The sequence below is a fragment of the Acinetobacter lwoffii genome (assembly GCF_024129595.1).
GTDB lineage: Bacteria > Pseudomonadota > Gammaproteobacteria > Pseudomonadales > Moraxellaceae > Acinetobacter > Acinetobacter lwoffii_O.
In genome coordinates, this window is record NZ_JAMXXS010000004.1 from 92,563 (window position 1) to 115,584 (window position 23,022).

Sequence of the window (23,022 nt, forward strand, 5' to 3'; positions counted from 1 at the left end):
GTATGAGAGATAATAAACATGACTGATCAGTACCAAACTTTTGCAAAATCTCCTATTGGTAAATTTGTCATTAAAAATTTGGGTCTGCCATCCCCAACTTCTTTAGAGCGTTTTGAGTCTGCTACACCTGTAGTCAAAGGTGCAGTATTGTTTGGAGCAGCACCGGCAAGTACCTTGACTGGTGCTATTGCTCAGGTTCTGGCAAATATTCATGCCAATAGCTATGCAGGTAACAATGCTGAATTACAACAGGCTGCTGCATCAGCTGGACTGAATTTGGGTGCATTTAATCCAGGCGATAAAGAATCAAAATTCAAAGTTGTCATTTTTGATGCTTCAGGAATCGAAAACTCAGAACAGTTAAAATCACTTTATGATTTCTTCAACCCGATTGCACGTCAAATCCAAAGTTCTGGCCGTGTCGTGATTGTAGGAACTACGCCTGAAACTGCTAAATCAGTCAGCCAGTCCATTGCTCAACGCGCACTGGAAGGTTTTGTAAAATCTGTGGGTAAAGAGTTTAAAAAGGGAATTTCAGCGAACCTGATCTATGTAGATGCTGGTGCTAAAGCAAATCTTGAGTCTGCTTTACGTTTTGCAGTTTCTCCACGGTCTGCGTATGTTTCTGGTCAGGTGATCCGTGTTTCACCTGCTGAAAAAGTGGATGTGGACTGGACTAAACCATTAGCAGGCAAAACTGCTGTAGTAACCGGTGCGAGCCGTGGTATTGGTGAAGCGATTGCTCATGTATTGGCACGTGATGGTGCACATGTCATCTGTCTGGATGTTCCGCAGCAGCAAGCGGACCTTGATCGTGTAGCCGGTGAAATTGGCGGTTCAACTTTAGCTATTGATATTACTGCTGCAGATGCAGGTGAGAAAATCAAAGCGGCAGCAGCTGAGCAGGGTGGTCTGGACATTATTGTGCACAATGCCGGTATTACCCGTGACAAGACTTTGGCCAATATGAAGCCTGAGCTATGGGATCTGGTGATTAACATCAACCTGTCTGCGATTGAACGTGTAAATGACTATTTAATCTCCAACGATGGTCTAAATGCCAATGGTCGTATTATCTGTGTATCCTCAATTTCAGGCATTGCAGGTAACCTGGGTCAAACCAACTATGCAGCGTCTAAAGCGGGTGTGATTGGTGTGGTGAAATTCACAGCACCAACTTTAAAAAATGGTATAACCATTAATGCCGTTGCACCGGGCTTTATCGAAACACAAATGACGGCTGCGATTCCATTTGCGATCCGTGAAGCGGGCCGCCGTATGAATTCGATGAGTCAAGGCGGTCTACCTGTCGATGTTGCAGAAACGATTGCAATGTTTGCTGCTACTGCATCAACAGGTTTAAATGGCAACGTGATACGTGTATGTGGTCAAAGTCTTTTAGGGGCTTAAAGCATTCAAATTCTCTCTTGCGCTTTTATTGAAGCTCAGGGGGAGGATTTAGGAGAGGGAGATTAGGGGCCTTTTTTTAGCCCTCTCTCTAACTCTCTCCCAAAGGGAGAGAGAACTCCACTCATATATAAATGAAAAGAATATTTTAAAGGTTCAGTATGAATACGCGCCATTTTAGTCAACTTCCAAAACCTTATTTAGCCTATCCAAAAGTGATTCAAGGCTTGATTTTTAAAAAGCCGAAAGCTGAAAAAGTTCTACCGCAAGTTGAATATGTGGTGGATTCATTCAAGGTCGATCAAAAACATTTGAAAGCTTATAATGAAGTCTGCGGTTTTAAAAATAATGGTTATATACCAGCGATTTATCTGACGGTTCTTTCACAAAGCCTGCAAATGCACATGATGACTTCAGAAGCATTTCCATTTCCGATCTTGGGCTTGGTACATATCCGTAACCAAGTGAAGCAATACCGTAAAATCGGCGTCAATGAAACCTTGACCCTATCATGCAAATTTGGTGAATTACAGCCACATGATAAAGGCGTTCAGTTTGATTTCATTACTACAGTCAAAGTGGCAGGTGAGGTCGTAGTTGAAGCATTAACCACTTATCTGTCACGTCAAAAGACCAATGCTAAAGCGGCTGCTAAACCTGCAGAAAGCCAAGCGCCAGAATACAAACTGAATAATGAATGGAGCATCTCGGAGAATACGGGTCGCCGTTATGCCATGACCTCAGGTGACTTTAACCTGATTCATATTCATGCAGTTACAGCGAAAGCCTTTGGCTTTAAACAGGCAATTGCACATGGTATGTGGAGCAAAGCCAAAGCACTGGCGAATCTGTCATTGCCAGATGCTTATGAAGTTGATGTCTGGTTCAAGTTGCCGATGTACTTGCCATCTAAAGTTGAGTTCCTGACCGCGCAGGCAGCGAATGAGACAGATTTCCTGATTCGAAGCAGTAAAAATCAAAAACCACACGTCACCGGCCATATCAAAGCAATTTAAATCTGAATCAAAAGCCTAAACCCGATTTAGGCTTTTTCATTTTAAGGGATCAATATTCTATGGATAGAATGATGCAGCCAATTAAAGATTATCTGTTTGCTGATCAGCATAATTATCAGGGCAATGTCGATGAGCGTTTCAGTGACCTTGCCCGTCAGTTTAGCCGTTTGCAGGATGCACGTACCGAACAGGGTGGTGCCGCACTGGTGGTATATTTTGAGGGACAAAAGGTCGTCGATATTTATACCGGTAAAAAGTCTGTCACTGAAAACTGGCAACCGGATACCATGTCGCTGTGTTATTCCACAGGTAAAGGTGTGCTGGCGACTTTGGCGCATATTCTGGTCAGTCAAGGTTATCTGGATTATGATCGACCGGTTGCAGAATACTGGTCTGAATTTGCACAAAAGGGTAAAGAAAATATTACTCTGGCACATATGCTCAGTCATCAAAGTGGCCTGTTTGATATCCGTAATATGATTGATGATGCCACTGAAATGGCCGACTGGTCGCATATGCTGGACCGGATTGCAGCAGCGGAACCACGTTTTCGAGTTGCAACAGATGCAGCCTATCAACCGCTGACTTTTGGCTGGCAGGTGGGTGGAGCATTAGAAAAAGCGACTGGTAAAAAACTGGGTGAGCTGATGCAGGAATATCTGGTACAGCCACTACAGTTAAATGGTGCTTATTTTAGCGTACCGACGAATGAGTTAGCTCGGGTAGCGCTGCCCATTTTAAAGCCTAAAGCAGCCAAGTCTCAAACACAGACTGCGAAAAAAACTACACCAAGAAAGCCGAACCTGATGGAGCGAGCCTTGGTCTTTAGCGGGCAGGATCCTCAGGATTTTCAGGATGCCATGATTCCCAAAGGCATGAAGAAATTTAGTTTCTTTAGTGAACAGGGGCTACAAGCGATTATTCCCTCCGCCAATGGTGTCTTTACTGCAGAGAGTCTGGCAAAAATCTATACCATGCTGGCGAATCATGGTGAATGGCAAGGTCAGCAACTGATTTCGCCTGAGGTGTTCCAGCGACTTAGTCAGATGCAATACAAAACACGAGATCGGGTCATGCCTTTACCGATGCACTGGCGTTTGGGTTATCACCGTGTTCTCACTTTAGGAAAAGCCTCTAAAGGTTTTGGTCATATGGGGTTTAATGGCTCTGGTGCCTGGTGCGATCCTGAGCGGAATTTAAGTTTTGCCTATACCCATAATTTCCCGACAGGTTCATTAACCGGAGATTATCGTCTTTGGGGCCTGACGCAGGAAACATTGCGCTGTGCGGATGCGGTACTGACCGGCCGCAAAGGCTGGCGCTAGTTATCCCTGATTTGGGAGTTTAGCCCATCAGACAAATATGTTATTTTGTCGCGCAGTCCATGGCTATGGTGTGAAGTAATGAAAAAAGTGCTGGTGATTCCACTGGTCGCAAGCAGTGCGTTGTTCGGATGTCAGGAGCCGAATCAGCCGGCTGCAAAAACGGTGATGGAAGCCAAAGCTCAGATTCCTGCCTGGGTCGGGAATTATCAAGGTACAACGCCATGTATGGGATGCTTTTCAAGTTGTGAAGACTGTCCAGGCATGGCAGTGGCCTTGACTTTGAATGAAGATCAGACCTTTACTTTACAGCGTGAAAGTTTAAGTGGTCATAATGAAATTGAAACGATGAGCGGGAATATTCGGTTTCAGGATGAATCACAACAAAAGATTGAATTGCTGAATGTCGATACCCGGAATCTACTCTATGTCGATCTGAAAAAGCATGTTCTGGAAATTCGTGAAGATCAAACAGGCAAACGCTACCAGATGCAAAGTGACTTTATCCTGTTTGAATCGGTCTAATTTTAAAAAAGTATTTGTTTTATATCCCTTTTTCAATGATTTTGATCAAGGGATTTTTATTTTTTATAAACCGACATTCATTTCACTATTTCATAAAAAAACAGTATGCTTAGACCTGTAAAAAGGAGCATACATGTATCAAGTACTTGCGCGAAAATACCGTCCTCGTAATTTCAATGAATTGGTGGGGCAAAACCATGTATCACGTGCTTTAACCAGCGCGCTCGAACGTGGCCGTTTGCATCATGCCTATTTGTTTACAGGAACGCGTGGTGTCGGAAAAACCACGATTGCACGTATTTTGGCGAAGTGCTTGAACTGCGAAACCGGTATTACTTCGACCCCATGTGAAGTGTGTGCAACCTGTACCGCAGTCAATGAAGGTCGTTTTATTGACCTGATTGAAATTGATGCGGCGTCACGCACCAAGGTGGAAGATACACGTGAGTTGCTCGACAATGTGCCTTATGCACCGACTCAAGGTCGCTTTAAAGTCTACCTGATCGATGAAGTGCACATGCTCTCCACGCATTCTTTCAATGCGCTGTTAAAGACGCTGGAAGAACCGCCAGAACATGTCAAATTCTTGTTTGCAACCACCGATCCGCAAAAACTACCCATTACCGTAATTTCTCGCTGTCTGCAATTTACTTTGCGTCCATTGGCAGTCGATGAAATTACTGAACATCTAGGCCATATTCTTAGCAAAGAAAGCATTCAGTCTGATCAGGATGCCATCTGGCAGATTGCTGAATCTGCGCAAGGTTCATTACGTGATGCCTTGTCTCTGACTGATCAGGCGATTGCCTATGGTCAAGGAGCGATTCAGCATCAGGATGTTAAAGACATGCTGGGGCTGATTGACCGTACCATTGTTTATGATCTGATTCTGGCGATTCACCAGAACCAGAAAGCGCAGGTTAGTCAGTTATTGCTACAGTTCCGTCAGCAAGCTCTGGATGTGTCACTGGTGCTCGACCAGTTGATTTCGACGTTGCATGAACTGGCCTTATTGCAATATTTACCAGATTTAAGCCTGAAATATAGTGCCGAGATCAATCGAAAGATCATGCAATTATCCGGTCTGATTTCTGCACAAGACCTGCAACTGTATTATCAGATTGCCTGTAAGGGTCGTGCCGATTTACAGCTTGCAGTTACGCAGGAACAAGGCTTTGAGATGACGGTGCTACGCTTACTGGCTTTCCGTCCTTTACAGCCAAGCGAAATTCTAGTGATGCAGGAGACTGCATCGCAACAGGCAACAACTTATACAACACGCATACAGCAGCCCGTTCTGACACAACTTCAATCTGAATCAGTAGAAACACAATCATTGGAGGCAGAAATGGTATTTGATGATTTTTCTCTGGACGATGAGACAGATGAGGAGATTGATGTCGCATCAGCGTCTGAACCTTCTTCGGATGATTTTTTGGATGAAGACGAGCCAACCAGCATCAATGCGCCTGAACCTGTCCAGCCTGTAGCAACTCAAACAGTGATTGAAGAAGTGCGGTCTAGTGATCAAATTGTTTTTGATCCAAATGATGACAAAGGCCTATTTGGTTTTGATGAAATCAAGAGTACGCCAGAAGCACCTGCTACCAGCAACAGTTCAGATGATTTCCTGCTTGAAGAGTTTATTCCTGCAGATGCTGTCATCCCTAGTGAGCCAGTACAAGAGACCATGTCTGCTGATGAGGAATTTAGTCTTGCTGCACCGGAAATAGAGCTTTCACAGGAAACAACCGATCAGCCTGCTCTTGAAAATACAGCGTCGGTTCAGCCAGTTGCACAGACAGCTTTGCTGGAAGATATTTCTCAAGATATAAATACGCAGAATCTGATGCCACAGGATATTTTAAAAATTCCTGAGCAAGCGTTGGAAGGTGAGTGGAGCGTAGAAAAATGGGAATACTGGTTCCGTAACAGCCAGCTTTCTCCGGCAGTACAGGAACTGGCACAGTATGGCATCATGACTGGCCAGATGAATGGCGAATCCGTTTTCCATATTCCTGAACAGTACCAGCAGTTGCTGACCCAGTTGCAACATCATCTGGAAGCTGCTTTGCAACAGCAATGGCCGCAAACCAATTTCCAGGTGAAATTTGAAAATGTGGACCAGTTAACGCCCTATACCATGCAGCATCAGCGTAAGGTACGTGCCTTTAAACGTGCCGAAGAACTGTTACATGCTGAACCGGCAGTACGCGATCTGTTACAGCAGTTTGATGGTGAACTGCAAAATATTCAGCTGAAATAGGCTGGATGTTAAGTCACAACAAATCGAGATAAAGCATCCCGCATTTCGACTGGAATCGGGGTGCTTTTTCGTGTTTCACGGTCAACAAATACATGGACAAAATTGCCTTGCGCAGCGGCTGTATCTGAGTTGCGTTTAAAAATAGCCAGATCATAGCTGAGTGATGAGCTTCCCATGCTTTCAATGGCCACGCCCACTTCAATAATTTCCGGATAAGACAGTTTCTGATTAAACTGACAGTTGGAGCTGACTACCAAGCCAATCATCGGGGAGTATTTAGGATCAAAATCAGCTTCCTGAATCAGCAGGGCATTGGCTGCGGTATCAAAATAACTATAATAAGTCACATTGTTGACATGGCCGTACAGATCATTGTCTGCCCAACGGGTTTGAATGGGCAGGAAAAATGTATAGTGTTCGCGCTGTTTGATGGTGGCTTTTATCACTATTCAGTCCTCAGCTAGATAAGGCTTAAGTGGAAATTGATCTAGGCATAGATCGCCTGATAAATCTGATAAGCATCCTCCACCTTGAGTTCACGTGGATTATTCTGCAACAGCCGGCTTTGTTGCATCGCATCTTCTGCCATGACCTGCAGCATATCTTCCGGAATATTCAACTGATTCAGTTTTAGGGTCAAACCGCTTTGCATCAGATGATTATTAAAATGATCAATAAACAGATCAGTCAGGCCATCATGACAACCTTTACTGTAAGGATCCAGCCAGGTCATCAATTCCGCATAGAGCTGTTTGGCCGCTGGCGCATTAAACTTTAATACTTCAGTTAGAACCAGCGCATTGCTATGCCCATGCGATAGATGAAAATGTCCACCCAGTGGATAAGCCAGCGCATGTACGGCGGCGACTGGTGCATTGGCAAAGGCTTGTCCGGCCAGCATGGAACCGACCAGCATATTTTGACGCGCATCTAAATCATATCCGTCTTGCAGCACGCGCGGCAGATTGGCATTCAGTAATCTTAAAGCCTGTTTGGCCAGCATATCCGAATAAGGGTTTTTCTTGTGTTTTGAGGTATAGGCTTCAATGGCATGTACCATGGCATCAATGCCGGTGGCGGCAGTGATCTGTGCCGGAAGATTCTGGGTAAAGGTTGCATCCAGAATGGCAATATCTGCATAGAGAATGGGCGCGACAATGCCAGTTTTGGTCGTTTCACCTGTGGTGACAATCGAAATCGGCGTCACTTCCGAACCTGTTCCAGCGGTGGTCGGTACCAGAATTAAAGCTAAACGCGGTCCGGTAGCATTATCAACGCCATACAGATCGGACAGTGTCTGATGCTGCTCGGGATGCGCCAAAATTGCAATGAGTTTGGCCACATCCATCGAGCTGCCACCACCAAAGCCCAGCACCACATCAATATTTTCCTGTTTTGCAAAAGCCGCCGCTTCAAGCACCACTGTATCGGGCGGATCGGCCTGAACATCCGAGTAAATCACGTACTCCAGCCCGGCAGATTCAATAATATCCAGAATCGGCAGATGTAATTGCTGCTTTAGCATGCCGGGATCAGTGACCAGTAGTAGACGGCGATAACGGCCATTTATTAGGATTTTAAATAATTCCTGAATCGTGCCTAGTCCGGCAATGATATTGGGGACGGTTTGAAACTGAAAACGATTCATGGCGATATCCTTGATTTTTTTATTGCAAATACGAGATTATTCTATGGTTGTAAGATAGGAATCAGTATATAAATAACTTAACATAAGAATCTTTAAAATAAAGTAGCTCTGAGGTTGTTTATGTCATCCAGAACGCCATACAAGGTGTTATGTGTTTGTTTGGGAAATATTTGCCGCTCTCCCACGGCAGAAGTTGTACTCAGACATTATTGTGATGAACAGCAACTGAATATTGTGGTCGGTTCTGCCGGAACCAGTAATTATCATCCGGGCAAGGCACCGGACTTGCGTAGCCAGAAGCATGCGCGAAAACGCGGCTATGACCTTTCAGCACTTCGCGCACGTCAACTCATTCCACACGATTTTATTGATTATGATCTGATTCTGGCGATGGATCTGGAGAATTTATCCAATATCCAGAACATACAGCGTCTGGCAGAAACTCAGTTTGGTCATGTACGTGCACGTGTGGCATTGATGAGTGAGCATGATCAGACCTATCCGAAACAGGCCTTACCGGATCCCTATTATGGCGAAGCGGATGGCTTTGAACGGGTGCTTGATCAGTGTGAGTCCAGCAGCCAGGCCTGGATTGAGATTTTTAAACAGAATTTACACAAGGTTTAAGCGATGCAGATTCAAACCCAGGTTCAACTTAAACCTTTTAATACTTTAAATTTAGAAGCGATTGCTTCGCACTATGCTCAGATTCAATCCACCGCTGATCTGCTAACTGCACTGGATTTTGCGGAACAGCAGCAACTCAATGTGCTGATCCTGTCAGGCGGCAGTAATATGTTGTTGCCGGAGCAGATTGATGCGCTAGTTCTGCATATGGATATTCAAGGCATTGAAATGCTGGATGCTGATGATCAGTCGCAACGTTTACGTGTAGGCGGCGGACAAGGCTGGCATGACTTCGTGCTCTGGACTACAGCACAAGGTCTGTATGGTTTACAAAATTTGGCCCTGATTCCTGGACGTGTCGGTGCTTCGCCAGTACAGAATATTGGCGCTTATGGCGTTGAAGTCGGCGAGTTTATCGATTCCGTCGAGGTCTATGACCGTCAGTTGAAACAATTTGCCTCGATTCAGGCAGCAGACTGTCAATTTGCCTACCGGCATAGTATTTTTAAAGATGATCCTAACCGTTATGTGATTACCCATGTGACTTTTAGATTACTTAAACAGCCAGATTTGAAACTGAATTACGGTGACCTGAAGACTGCGGTCGGTGATCAGCTCACAGCAGAAAACTTGCAGCAACAGGTCATTCAGATTCGTCAGAGCAAATTACCTGATCCGCAAGAATTTCCCAACGTGGGTAGCTTCTTTAAAAATCCAGTGGTTGATCAGGCGGTCTTTGACCAAATTGCTGTATCTTTCCCGAATTTACCCCATTACCAACAAGCCAATGCTCAAGTTAAACTAGCAGCGGGCTGGCTGATTGATCAGGCGGGCTGGAAGGGTAAACAGTTGGGGCCTGTCGGCATGTTTCACAAACAGGCATTGGTCTTGGTGAATTATGGTCAAGCCTCTCTCACCGATGTTCGTAAAACGTATCGTGGGGTACAGCAATCAGTTTGGGAAAAATTTAGTCTGATGCTGGAACCTGAACCTGTATTGTTCGATAAAAATGGCTTGATTCGTTCTCATCAGGAAGAGGAATAACATGAAAAACACCCATTGGATGGTACGTTTGCTACAAATTGTCACTGGACTATTTGTACTATGCGGCTGTCTACTGGTGTTGGTTTATACGCCTTTTTACTCAAAAATGATCGTCAAGGGCTTAAACCAGTTTGTCTCCTTAGAGCTAAATGAAGTCGCGGCCCAAAGCCAGAAAATGGCAGCATTAAGCGAGCATGAAAATCTAGAACCTGGATCTGATTTGTGGATAGCCCGTCAGGCATATTTAAAGGTCATGGAACAGGATATCCAGCAAAATAACTCGGCCAACCTGATGCTGATTCAGGCACGTTATAAAGCGCTGCAGCAAGTAATTGAAGAATATCAACGCGAGCAGCAAGATCAAAAAACAGAGCAAAGTCCACCTGCTCAGGTGCCGTTATTGTCCTCTCAGAAAGATGCAGAACCAGTCGATCCGACAGCAAATCTCCGGGAGATGCTGGAGTGGGACAGTAGTGAAAACAAGGAACGCATTGAGCAATATATGGAGTTTCTGATGACGCATCCGCTGGAACAAGGGGAAGCCAGTTCGGTACAGGAAACTGATGGAGAGGAGATCCAGCAAGACTTGGCTTTACTGCAAGAGCAACAGCAGGCTAAACCGGCGAATAGCTCCCAACCTTATGCTATTGTGGTATTGGGTGGTGGCCTAACCCTAGATGACCAAGGCAAAGAGATCATCGTCAATAACTATACGCGACTACGTCTGGAAACCACGCTGGCAGTAGAGAAACATTATCAGTTGCCGATTGTTCTGAGTGGGGTCGAAGCGCCGTATATGCAGCGCTGGTTAAAAAATCATGGTGTCGATGCCAAATTACTGGAAGATCGCAGCATGAACACCTGTGAAAATACCCGTTTCAGTTCATTATTATTACAAAAGAAAGGCGGAGCACCTACAGTGATTCTGATTACGGATCGTTATCATATGCCGCGTACCCGCCGTTTATTTGCTTTAAATGGCATACAAACCATTCCGGTAGAAGCACCGATGCCAACGCCATTGACACGATGGCGTCCAAGTGCACAAAATTATGATCACAGTCGTCGTGCCAATTATGAAATGTTGGCGACCATGCGCGATATGTGGTTTGGATCCAGTGACTGTCGGGAAGTGCCATAATGTCTGATATCCCATTTTTAAATCCCACCATTCTGAAACAGCTGGATTTACCCATTCCGAGTCGGGATGTTACGCCTCAACTCTTGCCACCTTTAAACCTGAATCGTAGTGATGAACCGCCGATTGACTTGCAATCCTATCGCAAGCTTTATGGTTTTGATTTACTGGACTGCAAACACTGGCAGGGCTATGTACAGATGCCTTTATTCAGGTTGCATGTACAGGTGTTTGAACCGAATCTGGAAAATACCCGCTTTGACAATATTCAGGGAACCGCTTTTTTGCTGCATGGTTATCTGGAACATAGCGGTATTTATCAGCCGATTGTCAAAGAGCTTTTGGAACAGGGTTTTAGCGTATTGACCTATGACTTGCCGGGACATGGTCTCAGTGATGGTTCACCTGCTAGCATTCAGAATTTTGATCATTATCAGCAGGTCTTGCATGCAGTACATCGCTATGTACAGCACGCTTCACAATTACCGAAACCTTGGGTTGGCATCGGCCAGAGTACCGGTGGTGCGATCTGGATGCACCATTTACTGGAATTTGCAGAACGTCGTGAAAATCCTTTTGTCGAGCGGGTCTTGCTATTATCACCATTGATTCGTCCCGCCAAAACTGCTTGGTGGCATAATTCGGTCGGGCTTGGCATTATTAGCCGAATCAAACGTGAAGTTCCCCGGCATTTTAGACGCAATAACCATAATCCGGAGTTTCTGCGTTTTATCCGGCTTAAAGATCCATTACAACCGCGAATGATGGGCATGGACTGGATTCTGGCGATGTCACGCTGGATGCTGGAAATGGAAGCGCGTCCGGCTTGTCGTATTCCAGTCTGGCTGGCACAGGGTGCACAGGATCAGACTGTTGATTGGCGTTATAATATCGAATTTATCCGGCGTAAATTCCGGCTCCAGACTTTACTGATGCTGGAAGAAGGTTCGCATCAGTTAATCAATGAACGTGCTGATATTCGCGCTGCATTGACGGGTTTGATTCCAGCCTTTCTGCATGCACATGGCAGCAAAACTTATTATTAATAGATTGAAAATTGGATATTTAAAAAGGCGTTTATTAAAACGCCTTTTTTGATTTTAACTGCATCAAATTAAAATTTTTCTAATTGGGCCAAATTCCACATCTTGAAGTAGAAGTTCTCCTCATCCTTATTTTCACAGGATAATAATTCACCTTCTTTGAGCCAAAAATGAATCTGCGCAAAGTTCTTTATTTCGTGATTATTCACGCGTTGTGCCAGATGATGCGCCTTAATAGCGGAAGGGTGTTTGAGACCTGCGGAAGCTATTAGTTCAGACAGGGCATGTAAGGTGTTTTTATGAAAATGAAACACCCGTTCGGCCTTGGTCGGCACATGTAAGGCTTTCTGGCGATCTTTGTCTTGGGTGGTGACTCCGACAGGGCATTGATTGGTATGACAACTTTGTGCCTGAATACAGCCCACTGCAAACATAAAACCACGGGCAGAGTTCACCCAATCCGCACCAATGGCAAGCGTGCTGGCAATATCGAATGCACTAATTATTTTACCACTTGCACCAATTTTGATCTTATCTCTCAAACCTGCACCAACAAGGGTGTTGTGTACAAACAGTAAACCTTCTCTTAAAGGCGCACCGACATAGTCAATTAATTCAATGGGTGCAGCACCGGTTCCACCTTCAGAACCATCAACCACAATAAAATCCGGATAAATCTGGGTATGTAACATGGCTTTGACCATGCTCATAAACTGCCACGGTTGACCCAAGCACAGCTTAAATCCGACCGGTTTTCCGCTGGAAAGTTCACGTAATTTTTGTATGAAATGCATCATTTCAATCGGTGTGTTAAATGCCGGATGACTTGAAGGAGACACACAATCATGATCACGGCTGATACCTCGAATTTGGGCAATTTCTTCTGAAATTTTACTTTTAGGTAAAATACCGCCATGGCCAGGTTTTGCGCCTTGCGAAAGCTTGATTTCAATCATCTTTACTTGGGGTAGTTTGGCTTGTGCAGCAAAACGTTCCGGATCGAATTGTCCATCTAAAGTACGGCAGCCAAAATAACCACTGCCAATTTCCCAGACCAGATCGCCGCCATATTCCAGATGGTAGGGACTGATACTGCCTTCTCCAGTATCATGGAAAAAATCACCTTTTTGAGCGCCGAGATTAAGGGCTCGTATCGCATTCGCGCTCATACTCCCAAAGCTCATGGCTGAAATATTTAAAATAGAGGCTGAAAAGGGCTGGGTACATTGCTCATTTCCAATCAGGATACGAAAAGTCTGCGGATCGGCAACTTTACAAGGCGTGATGGAATGACTAACAAAGCGGTAATTATCTTCATAGACATTCAGGATCGAGCCGAAAGGTTTATCTGAATTTTCATTTTTCGCCCGCTGATACACCAGACTGCGTTGCATACGGGAAAAAGGCAGTGCATCCCGGTCGGCTTCAATAAAATACTGACGAATCTCGGGACGGAATTCCTCAAAAATAAAGCGGAAATGTCCCATGATGGGATAATTTTTCAGAATGGAATGCTTGTTTTGCAGTACATCATACAAACCCAGCAGACTCAGCAGAATGCTCAGGATCCACAGGGTATTCACCAACGTTTGCGGCATAAAATAATAGATATAACGCGGCGAATAACCGATATGAAATGTAGTAAAAATCACTGCAATCACAATGCAGGCAAACCAGACCGAATGGCGGGAAAAGAAAGTATTGAGCAGCTTGTGACGTACTAATTGAGCAGGGTTAGCCATTGTAAAATTAAGTCCCTATTTCTACTTCTATAGGGCTTTATGATGTGCAGAGCGAGGTATCTTATACAAGCAGAGAATTGTTATTGGATTTTATAAACTTGCCGAAAATACTATTAAGCCAGGCAATGAATCAGCAGCGATTATAGATAAATTTTTCGAAAAAAGTACTATAGAAAAAATCTGCAAAAGACATGCATTCTATTTATTTCACAAGTAAGGCAGATGACTTTATAGTCGGTTTATTCACTACGTAGGAGTCTTAAACCATGACCAAAAAATCCATTCGCTTTAATGATGCTGAGCTGGCTTGCTCATGTCTCAGTCATTTTTAAATCTTGATGTTTCATCCAAGCTGCATTTCGGGGTGTTAAAGAAAAGCAGCTTGGCACAGCGGCAGATCACCACAACAAGAACAAAAATATAAGCATAACTCTACAGTCCCCAATTTGGGGATTTTTTTATTCTGGAATACCTAAAAGAATCTGGATGAAGCCTGTATAGTTAAGGGTTTTCCTCATCCAGTTGATCGACTGCATTGGCTACAATACTCGGTTCAATGTGTTTAATCTTTTTACCAAAGCTACGTAGCCACCAGACCAGTTGCGAGGTAAATGGCACGGTAGCAGTGATCAGCGACATGCCATCTTCCATTTTTTCAATTTTCTGGTCTTTGCTGAGCTGGCTTTCCTCAAAGTAATGTGCATCCGATTCCGACATCCTGAGTTTAAGCGTGACATTTTCGGTAGGATGGTTGAAATCCACCCGGAAGCCTAGCGCACCAGAATCAATATACTCATCAATATCGAAATTGACCGGATGCAAGGCGCGTGAATTCAGCACGACGGCCGATTTAAAGCGGTGCAGGGCAAAGGTCTGGATATCCGATTTGTCATGACGGGTACATACCAGATAGATGATCGACCCTTTTTGTACTAATGCCAGAGGATTGAGAATATAGGTTTTTTCTTCACTGTTATGACCACGGCCCTGATACACACATTCCAGTTGTTTGTCCTGTAACAGACCTTCATACACCGCTTGTTGCGCGGCCTTATCTACCACAGGTGGAATCAGCGGCTGGGTAGCTGGAACAATACGTACGCGGTTAATCCATTGCCGGACATTGTTCTGGGAAGAAAGACTGCGTCGTGCCAGATCAAACCACGGATTCATCTCATCGATCAGGCTCGGCGGCAGCAGATGTTTTAAATGTTCTTCGACCATCATGAAAGTGACCGCTTGCGAACTGGTCATATGCGGCAAACTTTGCAGCGGCGCATCTGAACGCCAACGCCAGCCTTGCGGCGTGGTTTTACTGCTTTCAATCGGAAAGCGTTGCGCAATCTGATTCAGGTCGCGCTGAATGGTGCGCAGACTGATATCGATGCCTTCACGATTGAGGATTTCCTGTAATTCACGTGTTCCCATCCATTTGCCGGTAGAAAGACGCGACAAGATTTGCCATTGGCGATATAGACTGTTTGAAGTTTCTTTTTCTTGTGCTGACATAATTTATTTTGCTGGCAATAAAGAAGAGGGGATTTAGGCTTAGCTTAACACAATAAAAAAACTCTCATTTTTTCGCAAGTCCCTCTGTGCAACATTTGTCCTACAATTCTAAAACAACTTGGTCGAAAATGGCATTGAGTTCAAAGGGCATTTATTAGATTAATGGTAATTGAAATACAGATGTCATGGCATGGATATTGCTTTGATTTAATTATAATAGATGATAATACGAGGGTTTGTATGCTTAAAGGAAATCAGGATACAAATGTGATTGAAACAATTGATAAATTTAGTTCCCAGAATATTGGAAAAAATTTTATAGACACTAAAACTACAGCGGTATCTACTACAACGAATCCACAACTTTTACTGCAGCAGTTATCTTCAAAGTTCTTTAATGAAATGCAGGATGAACATGTGCTGTCCAGTCAGGCAGGTCAAAGACTGGAAGAATGGTTATCTCAACATACGCTGGACGAACTCAATGCACTGAATCAGGTAGCAAAGGAACATTTTTTACATCACGGTATTACCTTTACCGTTTATGGCGATGCAGAAGCTGTAGAGCGCACTATTCCTTACGATATCATTCCACGAGTCATAGACCGGAAGCAGTGGAATATGGTGGCCTTGGGCTCGGCACAACGGGTACGGGCGCTAAATTTATTCTTACATGATATTTATCATCAACAGGACATTTTAAAAGCCAATATCATTCCTGAATTGCAGATTTTGACTCATGAGGCCTATCAGCCGCATATGTATCAACATAGCTTGAAAGGTGGAATTTATAGCCAGATTAGCGGGATCGATGTTATCCGTGATTCCAAGGGCGAGTTTTATGTCTTAGAAGATAATCTCAGAACGCCATCTGGCGTTTCTTATATGCTGGAATGCCGCAAGATCAGTGAAAAACTGATGCCGAAAGTATTTGAGCAGTCCAAGATTGCCGGAATCGAGCAATATCCACAATTATTGAAAGAAATCCTGATCGAAAATGCCTACGTCGACAAGCCATTTGTCGTGGTGCTGACCCCAGGACGTTTTAATAGCGCTTACTATGAACATGCCTTCCTTGCAAGGGAGATGGATGTACCATTGGTAACATCACGTGACCTTTTTGTTGATGACTCGAAGGTTTATGTAAAAACCATACGTGGTCGCCAACGAGTCGATGTTATTTATAGACGGGTCGATGATGCGTTTCTTGATCCTTTATGCTTTAAACCGGATAGCACTTTGGGTGTCGCTGGCTTGATGTCAGCTTATTTGCAAAATAATGTTGTGATTGCCAATGCACCGGGAACCGGTGTGGCAGATGACAAATCGGTTTATCCATATGTCGACAAAATGATTCGTTTTTATTTGGGCGAGCAGTCAATTCTAAAAAATGTTCCGACTTATCAATGTCGTAATTCTGAAGAATTAGACTATGTCGTGGCTCATCTGGATCAGCTGGTGGTGAAAGAAGCGCAGGGTTCGGGCGGTTATGGCATGCTCATTGGACCACAAGCGTCTAAACAGCAAATTGAAACTTTCAGGGAGAAAATTTTAGCTGCGCCGCATTTATATATTGCGCAGCCCACTTTGGACTTATCGGTTAGTCCGACTTTGACCAATTTTGGTATTGCTGAACGTCATATCGACTTACGCCCGTTTGTATTGAGTTCGCCTTATCGTACTGAAATCGTACAGGGTGGCTTGACACGCGTGGCGATGCAGCCCGGTTCACTGGTGGTGAATTCATCACAAGGTGGCGGTATCAAAGATACCTGGGTAGTCGACAATTTACATTCATAAGATTCCAAAGAAGGAAAATGTCATGGTTTTGCTGAATAGCAATGCACAACATATTTTTTGGTTAGGGCGTTATTTATCTCGCACTCATTTTTTATGTGCGCGCTTTCCATTTTTAGAAGACGAAGCGGCAGTAGCGTATGCCCATGCTTTCTGTTTGCCTGCCTTTGATGCCAGTTCCCTAAATGAGCTGGTACTTGATCCTACGCAAGTGGCGTCTTTTAGCCAGCAGTTTAAAGTAGCTAAAGACAATATTCAGGAATTACGCGGGGTGCTGTCTGCTTCAGGCTATGCGGAACTGATGAAATTGATCAAAACCGCAGACAAAAATGCTGGTTATATCTGTGAAGTGGTGACGGAATGTGAAGATATTCTGGAAGCCGAATCTTCCGATATTTTTCTGTTTTTTAGTCTAGGGCAATGTGTCGAACAGCTCGATCATCAGTTACGTCTGGGTGAAGAAACCAGTACTACACTCTGCAAGATTGATTATGTGGTCAGAATTCTGGTGGAGATGGGCTGGAATGATCTGGAACAGTACTGGGAGCAGTTGCGTACAGAACCGAACCGGATTCAGTTTTACCAGTTTAGCGACCATATTCATCAACTGTTTGAGGCAGATGTATGAAATTGATGGTGAATCACCAAACGCATTATATGTACACGGCCGAGGTGAGGAACAGTATTCAGTACATTAAAATGATGCCTTCGAGCAATGCGCATCAGCGGGTGCATTCCTGGGATATTAGTGTGCCAGGTAATAAAGAAATCCGGAAAGATGCATTTCATAATCTGTGGATGACCTGTAGCCAGCGGGAGCCTTATTATTCCCTGACTATCATGGCGCAAGGGATTGTTGAGCTGAATCCTGCGCATCAGAGTGGACTGAATGATTCAATCAATCCCAATCTTTTTCTACAGCCGACCGAATCGACACAATGTAATGCAGCAATGAAAGACTTTGCACAACGTCATGTTCCTGCATTAACCCGTCAGCATTTGATTGGACTGGCACAGGCCTTGCTGGAGCATGTGCCTTATATTTCCAACAGTACTTCAGTGCAAGGCTCTGCAATAGATGCCTTTGAGTCCAGACAGGGCGTCTGTCAGGACCATAGTCATATTTTCATTGCCATGTGCAAATATCTAGGTTTACCTGCCCGCTATGTGTCTGGTTATTTATATGCACAAAATGCTTCGCATCTGGCCAGTCACGCTTGGGCAGAGGTGTTTGTAGACCAGACATGGTATTGTTTTGATGTCAGTAATCTGTTGTTTACTCCAAGTTCGCATGTTTATGTGGCGATTGGACGGGATTATTGGGATGTGGCACCGGTACGCGGTGTTAGAGAAAAGGGCGGTGTGGAATCCATGCATTCCATCGTTCAAGTGCTAGGATGTTAATAAGGACGAATGAATGACGTATTGTTGTGCACTACGTTTAGAGCAAGGTATGCTTTTTATCAGTGATACCCGGACCAATGCCGGAGTAGATCACATTTCTGTATTTCGAAAGTTGTATACCTTTGGTATTCCTGGGGAACGTATGATCGTCATACAGGCATCCGGAAACCTGGCAACCACACAAGCCGTAATTGGTTATATCAAAAATCAGCTCGAACTGAAGCAGGAACCCAATATCTTGAGTCTGCACACCATGTTTGATGTTGCTGAGCTGGTGGGAAGTATGCTGAAAAAAGTGATTGCGAATGTTACGAGCGATATTTCGGAACAAAGCAATTACTATTGTAATCTGCTGGTCGGTGGACAACTTAAAGATCAGGATATGCAGCTTTATCATGTCTATCCGCAAGGGAACTTTATCTGTGCCACACGCGATACGCCGTATTTCCAGATTGGTGAAAGTAAATATGGCAAGCCGATCCTGGATCGTGCGCTGACTTATGATATGCCGCTGGATGAAGCTTTGCGCTGTTCCCTGATTTCATTTGCATCGACCCTACGTTCCAATGTATCGGTCGGTATGCCACTCGATGTGCTGGTCTATAAAAAAGACAGTCTGATCATGCCACGAGGCAAGCGTATTGCCGAAGATGATGAGTATTTCACGGCAATCAGCCGGCAATGGTCAGAGACCTTGAAAAAAGGATTGGCAGAACTTCCAGTTCCCTCTAATGAGTATTTCTTATAAAAACCTATCGTGAGTCAGGTTTTTCGCGTACAGTGTTAACTTCTATGCGGTTCAGCATAATAAAAATAGAGAAGTTAGCGCATGTACCAATTTTGTTACGCCAGTAAAAGTACTTCTCCCAAAACTGACTTACTCGAAGATTTGGCGAATATCCTGAAAGAAGCTCGTGATTTTAATTACCAGCATCAAGTGACAGGTGTACTGTATTTCGCAGATGGGCATTTTTTTCAATGTCTGGAAGGTGAATGTCTTACTTTAAAGAGTCTGCTTGTGGAGCGACTGAATAAAGATCCACGCCATCAGGATATTAAATTATTTGAGACCAAGGAAATTGAATATCCAAGTTTCCCGGACTGGTCCATGAAATATATTTCCAAACGCAGTCAGATCCAGCAATTCTGTCGGGAAATGGGATTTGATGACTTTAATCCTTTTGCCTTTCAGCAAAGCCATGTCGATGCCTTATTAATGCAATTATGCATAGAACAGGGCGAAGAACAAAAGTCAGCCTAAAGAAAAAGCCTAACCTATGTTGGGCTTTTTTTACTTTGAAGACTAGATCAGACCATTTTGCGTAGTGGACGATTGCTCAGTCGGCATAATAGTTCATAACCAATCGTGCCATTCGCTTCAGCCACATCATCCACCAGACGGGTTTTACCCCAAAGTTCGACTTCTGTGCCCAATTGCACTTCTAACCCTGTGACATCAATAGCGATCATATCCATCGCTACGCGGCCGATCACGCGAGTTTGCTGGCCATTAATCGCGACATAGTTCTGTTTAGGGAAAGCGCGAGGGTAGCCATCACCATAGCCAATTGAAACAATTGCTAAAGTCATGTCCTGTTCAGCTGTGAACGTAGAACCGTAACCGACATGCTCACCCGCTTGAATCTCATTCAAGGCAATAATCTCGGCGGTAAAGGTCATGACCGGTTTTAGATCCAGATCATGTACGTCTCGGTCTGCAAAAGGCGTCGCGCCGTAGAGCATGATCCCGGGACGGACATAGTCAAAATGCAATTCTGGATATTTATAGATTGCAGCCGAGTTACAGCAAGAAGCTAAAATTGGCGCGCAGTCATTTTTAATTTCTAAGAATTGACGGATTTGTTCATCATTCAGTGGATGCTCGGCATCGGCATTGGCAAAATGCATGGCTAGCACGCAAGTAAAGCCTTCGACTTTTAGCGTATGAATTACATCTTTGATCACATCAATCTTAAAACCTAATCGGTTCATGCCGCTGTTTAGTTTGACCCAGACTTTAAGATCTTTGGCGATATAGGCATCTTTATGTGCAATTAACCAGTCGACTTGAGCCTGTTGATGCACAATGACTTCAATATTCTGTTCGATTGCGATTGGCATTTCATCTGCCGAAAAAATACCTTCGATGAGTGTGATCGGCTGTAGATAGCCCAATTCACGAATTTCCAGGGCTTCTTGCAGACAGGCGACACCAAAGGCATCGGTTTCGCTTAAGGCTGCTAAGCAGTCTTTAACTCCGTGTCCATAAGCATTGGCTTTCACCATGCTGACGATTTTCGCGGTTGGGGCAAGTTGTTTGACACGGTTTAAATTATATTGCAGCGCAGCGCTGTCAATATAAACTGTAGCTTGACGCACCCTAAATTACTCCTAGAGGGACAATGGAAATGTGATGACGAGAGCTTGATTACTCTTCGTCATCATACTGAGCATAGAACTCAGGTGAGAGATTACTAAAGCGGGTATATTGACCTTCGAATGCCAGACGCACGGTACCAATCGGGCCATTACGTTGTTTGCCGATAATGATTTCGGCGGTGCCAGCTTCCTTGGATTCCTTGTTATAAACCTCATCACGGTAAATAAACATGATCAAGTCGGCATCCTGCTCGATCGCACCGGATTCACGCAAGTCGGACATTACCGGACGTTTATTCGGACGGTTTTCTAGAGAACGGTTGAGCTGCGACAAGGCAATTACCGGACATTGCATTTCTTTTGCTAAGGCTTTTAAGCTTCGGGAAATTTCCGAGATCTCGCCAACACGGTTATCACCCATGCCAGGGACTTTCATCAACTGCAGGTAATCGACCATGATACAGCCGAGCTTGCCGCCATGCATTTTGGCAATACGACGCGCACGGGCACGTAATTCTGTTGGTGGTAGGGCAGAAGAATCATCGATATACAGATTTTTTTCTTGTAAATGAACGATGGTACTAGTGACTTTTGACCATTCATCACTGTCCATTTTGCCGGAACGTAAATGTCCCTGGTGCACGCGACCAAATGAAGAAATCAAACGCATGGCGATCGAGTCGGCAGGCATCTCCATTGAATAGACCAGAGCAGGCAGATTGTTATTGAATAAAACGCTTTCGACCAGATTCATGGCAAAGGTGGTCTTACCCATGGAAGGACGCGCCGCGACAATAATCAGGTCACCGGATTGCATGCCGGAAGTTTTGTTATCCAGTTCCACAAAACCAGTAGTTAAACCAGTAATGCTGCCTTCCATTTGCGACAGTTCATTTAATTTATCAAATACGTCTGCGACCACCGAGTTGATCGGCTTAGGCCCTTGTGCTTTGGCATTGTTATTATGTTGTTCGGCAATCGAGAAAATATTGGTTTCAGCCAGATCCAGAATCTCACTGACGGTACGGCCTTTGGTGTCATAGGCATTTTGTAAAATTTCAGAGCTAACTTTAATCATGCTACGCAGGGTAGCAAACTCTTTAATTTTCCCAGCATAAGTTTCAAGGTTATAGAAACTCGAGGGCGAATCTGCCATCAGCTGCATCAGATATTCTTCACCACCAATGGCATCGAGTAAATTCTGTTTGATGAGCCAGTCATGCACTAGAACCGCATCATAAGGCGAGTTTTCTTTAGAGAGCTGTTCAATGGCGCGGAAAATATATTTGTGTCGGGTGGCATAAAAATCATTTTCAGTCAGTACATCACCGACTTGTTCAAAAGATTCAGCCACAGTCATAAGGGCAGCAAGTACAGCCTGTTCAATTGCTAAATTGTGGGGTGGAGTACGGAACTCCTTGAGATTGCTATTTTCAGTAACAATTTCCCGTTTAGCAGGAGCTACCTTTTTGCTGGCATTCGCCTGTGACATATAAATCCCTGATTTTAAATACAATGGTTAAATATCGTCGGAGATGAATAGCGTTTATTCACTACGAGATGAAATGATACGCGCTCTGATCAAAAATGCGAAGTGCAATTTTTTGTAAACACGAATAATAAAATGAATTTGACAGTGTTGGCTAGATTATATTTTTTAGAGATAAAAAAAGAGCATGCTTTCGCATGCTCTTTTTGAGGCGAGAAATTACTCAGCTACGATAGTAACTAGAACTTCTGCAGTAACATCATGGTGCAATTGGATTGCGATGTTAAATTCGCCAGTGTGACGAAGCGCGCCATTTGGAAGACGTACTTCAGCACGGTCTACTTCTAGACCAGCATTTGTCAACGCGTCAGCGATGTCACGAGTACCGATAGAACCGAATAGTTTACCTTCATCACCAGCTTTCGCAGTGATAACGATGTTCACTTCGTTCAATTGGTCAGCACGTGCTTGAGCAGCAGCCAAGATAGCAGCTTCTTCTTTCTCAAGTTCAGCACGACGAGCTTCAAAAGCAGCAGTGTTTGCTTCAGTTGCAGCAACAGCCTTACCTTGAGGGATAAGGAAGTTACGGCCGTAACCAGCTTTAACTGAAACTTTATCGCCTAGTTTACCTAGGTTTTTAATGCGTTGTAATAAGATAATATCCAC

General features: G+C 44.2%; 21 protein-coding genes. 14 read left to right on the forward strand and 7 right to left on the reverse strand.

Features of this window, described 5'->3' with window-relative positions; all coding sequences use genetic code 11:
• The first annotated feature begins 18 nt into the window (after nucleotides 1–18).
• The 5 genes from NI466_RS04015 to dnaX all read left to right on the forward strand — a co-directional run bounded on the left by NI466_RS04015 (nucleotide 19) and on the right by dnaX (nucleotide 6,536).
• Nucleotides 19–1,410 carry a 3-oxoacyl-ACP reductase gene (locus NI466_RS04015; RefSeq protein WP_004645432.1) on the forward strand — a complete coding sequence of 464 codons (1,392 nt, stop codon included), beginning with the start codon at nucleotides 19–21 and terminating at the stop codon, nucleotides 1,408–1,410.
• 158 nt (nucleotides 1,411–1,568) lie between these two features.
• A complete protein-coding gene (locus NI466_RS04020; RefSeq protein WP_253172815.1) occupies nucleotides 1,569–2,423 on the forward strand; it encodes a MaoC family dehydratase in 855 nt (284 codons plus the stop codon).
• A 59-nt stretch (nucleotides 2,424–2,482) separates the two neighbouring features.
• The gene (locus NI466_RS04025; protein WP_253172817.1) at nucleotides 2,483–3,748 is read left to right on the forward strand and encodes a serine hydrolase domain-containing protein; all 1,266 of its coding nucleotides are present in this window, start codon (nucleotides 2,483–2,485) and stop codon (nucleotides 3,746–3,748) included.
• Nucleotides 3,749–3,826: 78 nt separating this feature from the next.
• On the forward strand, nucleotides 3,827–4,270 hold the full coding sequence (locus NI466_RS04030; RefSeq protein ID WP_005247286.1) for a copper resistance protein NlpE N-terminal domain-containing protein: 444 nt from the start codon (nucleotides 3,827–3,829) through the stop codon (nucleotides 4,268–4,270).
• Nucleotides 4,271–4,403: 133 nt separating this feature from the next.
• On the forward strand, nucleotides 4,404–6,536 hold the full coding sequence (gene dnaX / locus NI466_RS04035; RefSeq protein WP_253172818.1) for a DNA polymerase III subunit gamma/tau: 2,133 nt from the start codon (nucleotides 4,404–4,406) through the stop codon (nucleotides 6,534–6,536).
• 8 nt (nucleotides 6,537–6,544) lie between these two features.
• Here dnaX and NI466_RS04040 read toward each other — a convergent pair whose 3' ends face one another.
• Both NI466_RS04040 and NI466_RS04045 read right to left on the reverse strand, forming a co-directional pair.
• A complete protein-coding gene (locus NI466_RS04040) occupies nucleotides 6,545–6,979 on the reverse strand; it encodes an acyl-CoA thioesterase (RefSeq protein WP_253172842.1) in 435 nt (144 codons plus the stop codon).
• Between the two features lie 44 nt (nucleotides 6,980–7,023).
• Nucleotides 7,024–8,184: an iron-containing alcohol dehydrogenase gene (locus NI466_RS04045; protein WP_253172820.1), complete on the reverse strand. Its 1,161-nt coding sequence runs from the start codon at nucleotides 8,182–8,184 to the stop codon at nucleotides 7,024–7,026.
• Between the two features lie 120 nt (nucleotides 8,185–8,304).
• On the opposite strand from NI466_RS04045, the gene NI466_RS04050 reads away from it, so the two are divergent.
• From NI466_RS04050 to NI466_RS04065, 4 genes are read left to right on the forward strand one after another with little or no spacing between them, the layout of a single operon-like run.
• Nucleotides 8,305–8,811 (forward strand): low molecular weight protein-tyrosine-phosphatase, encoded by a 507-nt coding sequence (locus NI466_RS04050; RefSeq protein WP_253172822.1) that lies wholly within the window; start codon nucleotides 8,305–8,307, stop codon nucleotides 8,809–8,811.
• 3 nt (nucleotides 8,812–8,814) lie between these two features.
• On the forward strand, nucleotides 8,815–9,855 hold the full coding sequence (murB, locus tag NI466_RS04055) for a UDP-N-acetylmuramate dehydrogenase (RefSeq protein ID WP_253172824.1): 1,041 nt from the start codon (nucleotides 8,815–8,817) through the stop codon (nucleotides 9,853–9,855).
• A gap of 1 nt (nucleotide 9,856) precedes the next feature.
• On the forward strand, nucleotides 9,857–10,996 hold the full coding sequence (locus NI466_RS04060) for a YdcF family protein (RefSeq protein ID WP_253172826.1): 1,140 nt from the start codon (nucleotides 9,857–9,859) through the stop codon (nucleotides 10,994–10,996).
• On the forward strand, nucleotides 10,996–12,039 hold the full coding sequence (locus tag NI466_RS04065) for an alpha/beta hydrolase (protein WP_216986136.1): 1,044 nt from the start codon (nucleotides 10,996–10,998) through the stop codon (nucleotides 12,037–12,039). Before NI466_RS04060 ends, NI466_RS04065 begins: the two co-directional genes overlap by 1 nt.
• A 68-nt stretch (nucleotides 12,040–12,107) precedes the next feature.
• On the opposite strand, the gene NI466_RS04070 is transcribed toward NI466_RS04065, so the two are convergent.
• On the reverse strand, nucleotides 12,108–13,778 hold the full coding sequence (locus NI466_RS04070) for an FMN-binding glutamate synthase family protein (protein WP_253172827.1): 1,671 nt from the start codon (nucleotides 13,776–13,778) through the stop codon (nucleotides 12,108–12,110).
• A 501-nt stretch (nucleotides 13,779–14,279) separates the two neighbouring features.
• Entirely contained in the window at nucleotides 14,280–15,287 is a 1,008-nt protein-coding gene (locus tag NI466_RS04075) for a helix-turn-helix transcriptional regulator (protein WP_253172829.1), read from the reverse strand.
• Nucleotides 15,288–15,527: 240 nt separating this feature from the next.
• Between NI466_RS04075 and NI466_RS04080 the strand changes: the two genes are divergently transcribed.
• From NI466_RS04080 to NI466_RS04100, 5 genes are all read left to right on the forward strand, one after another.
• Complete coding sequence (locus NI466_RS04080; protein ID WP_253172831.1) at nucleotides 15,528–17,087, forward strand: circularly permuted type 2 ATP-grasp protein; 1,560 nt, start codon at nucleotides 15,528–15,530, stop codon at nucleotides 17,085–17,087.
• Between the two features lie 22 nt (nucleotides 17,088–17,109).
• The gene (locus NI466_RS04085) at nucleotides 17,110–17,712 is read left to right on the forward strand and encodes an alpha-E domain-containing protein (RefSeq protein WP_004278801.1); all 603 of its coding nucleotides are present in this window, start codon (nucleotides 17,110–17,112) and stop codon (nucleotides 17,710–17,712) included.
• The gene (locus NI466_RS04090; protein ID WP_004278799.1) at nucleotides 17,709–18,488 is read left to right on the forward strand and encodes a transglutaminase family protein; all 780 of its coding nucleotides are present in this window, start codon (nucleotides 17,709–17,711) and stop codon (nucleotides 18,486–18,488) included. Before NI466_RS04085 ends, NI466_RS04090 begins: the two co-directional genes overlap by 4 nt.
• A gap of 13 nt (nucleotides 18,489–18,501) precedes the next feature.
• Nucleotides 18,502–19,236: a proteasome-type protease gene (locus NI466_RS04095; RefSeq protein ID WP_253172833.1), complete on the forward strand. Its 735-nt coding sequence runs from the start codon at nucleotides 18,502–18,504 to the stop codon at nucleotides 19,234–19,236.
• A gap of 81 nt (nucleotides 19,237–19,317) precedes the next feature.
• Nucleotides 19,318–19,749 carry a BLUF domain-containing protein gene (locus tag NI466_RS04100; protein ID WP_191112145.1) on the forward strand — a complete coding sequence of 144 codons (432 nt, stop codon included), beginning with the start codon at nucleotides 19,318–19,320 and terminating at the stop codon, nucleotides 19,747–19,749.
• A gap of 47 nt (nucleotides 19,750–19,796) precedes the next feature.
• On the opposite strand, the gene alr is transcribed toward NI466_RS04100, so the two are convergent.
• The 3 genes from alr to rplI form a co-directional block, all read right to left on the reverse strand.
• Nucleotides 19,797–20,867 (reverse strand): alanine racemase, encoded by a 1,071-nt coding sequence (gene alr, locus NI466_RS04105; protein WP_253172835.1) that lies wholly within the window; start codon nucleotides 20,865–20,867, stop codon nucleotides 19,797–19,799.
• A 49-nt stretch (nucleotides 20,868–20,916) separates the two neighbouring features.
• Nucleotides 20,917–22,359: a replicative DNA helicase gene (gene dnaB, locus NI466_RS04110; protein ID WP_253172836.1), complete on the reverse strand. Its 1,443-nt coding sequence runs from the start codon at nucleotides 22,357–22,359 to the stop codon at nucleotides 20,917–20,919.
• Nucleotides 22,360–22,575: 216 nt separating this feature from the next.
• On the reverse strand, nucleotides 22,576–23,022 hold the full coding sequence (gene rplI, locus NI466_RS04115; RefSeq protein ID WP_004278793.1) for a 50S ribosomal protein L9: 447 nt from the start codon (nucleotides 23,020–23,022) through the stop codon (nucleotides 22,576–22,578).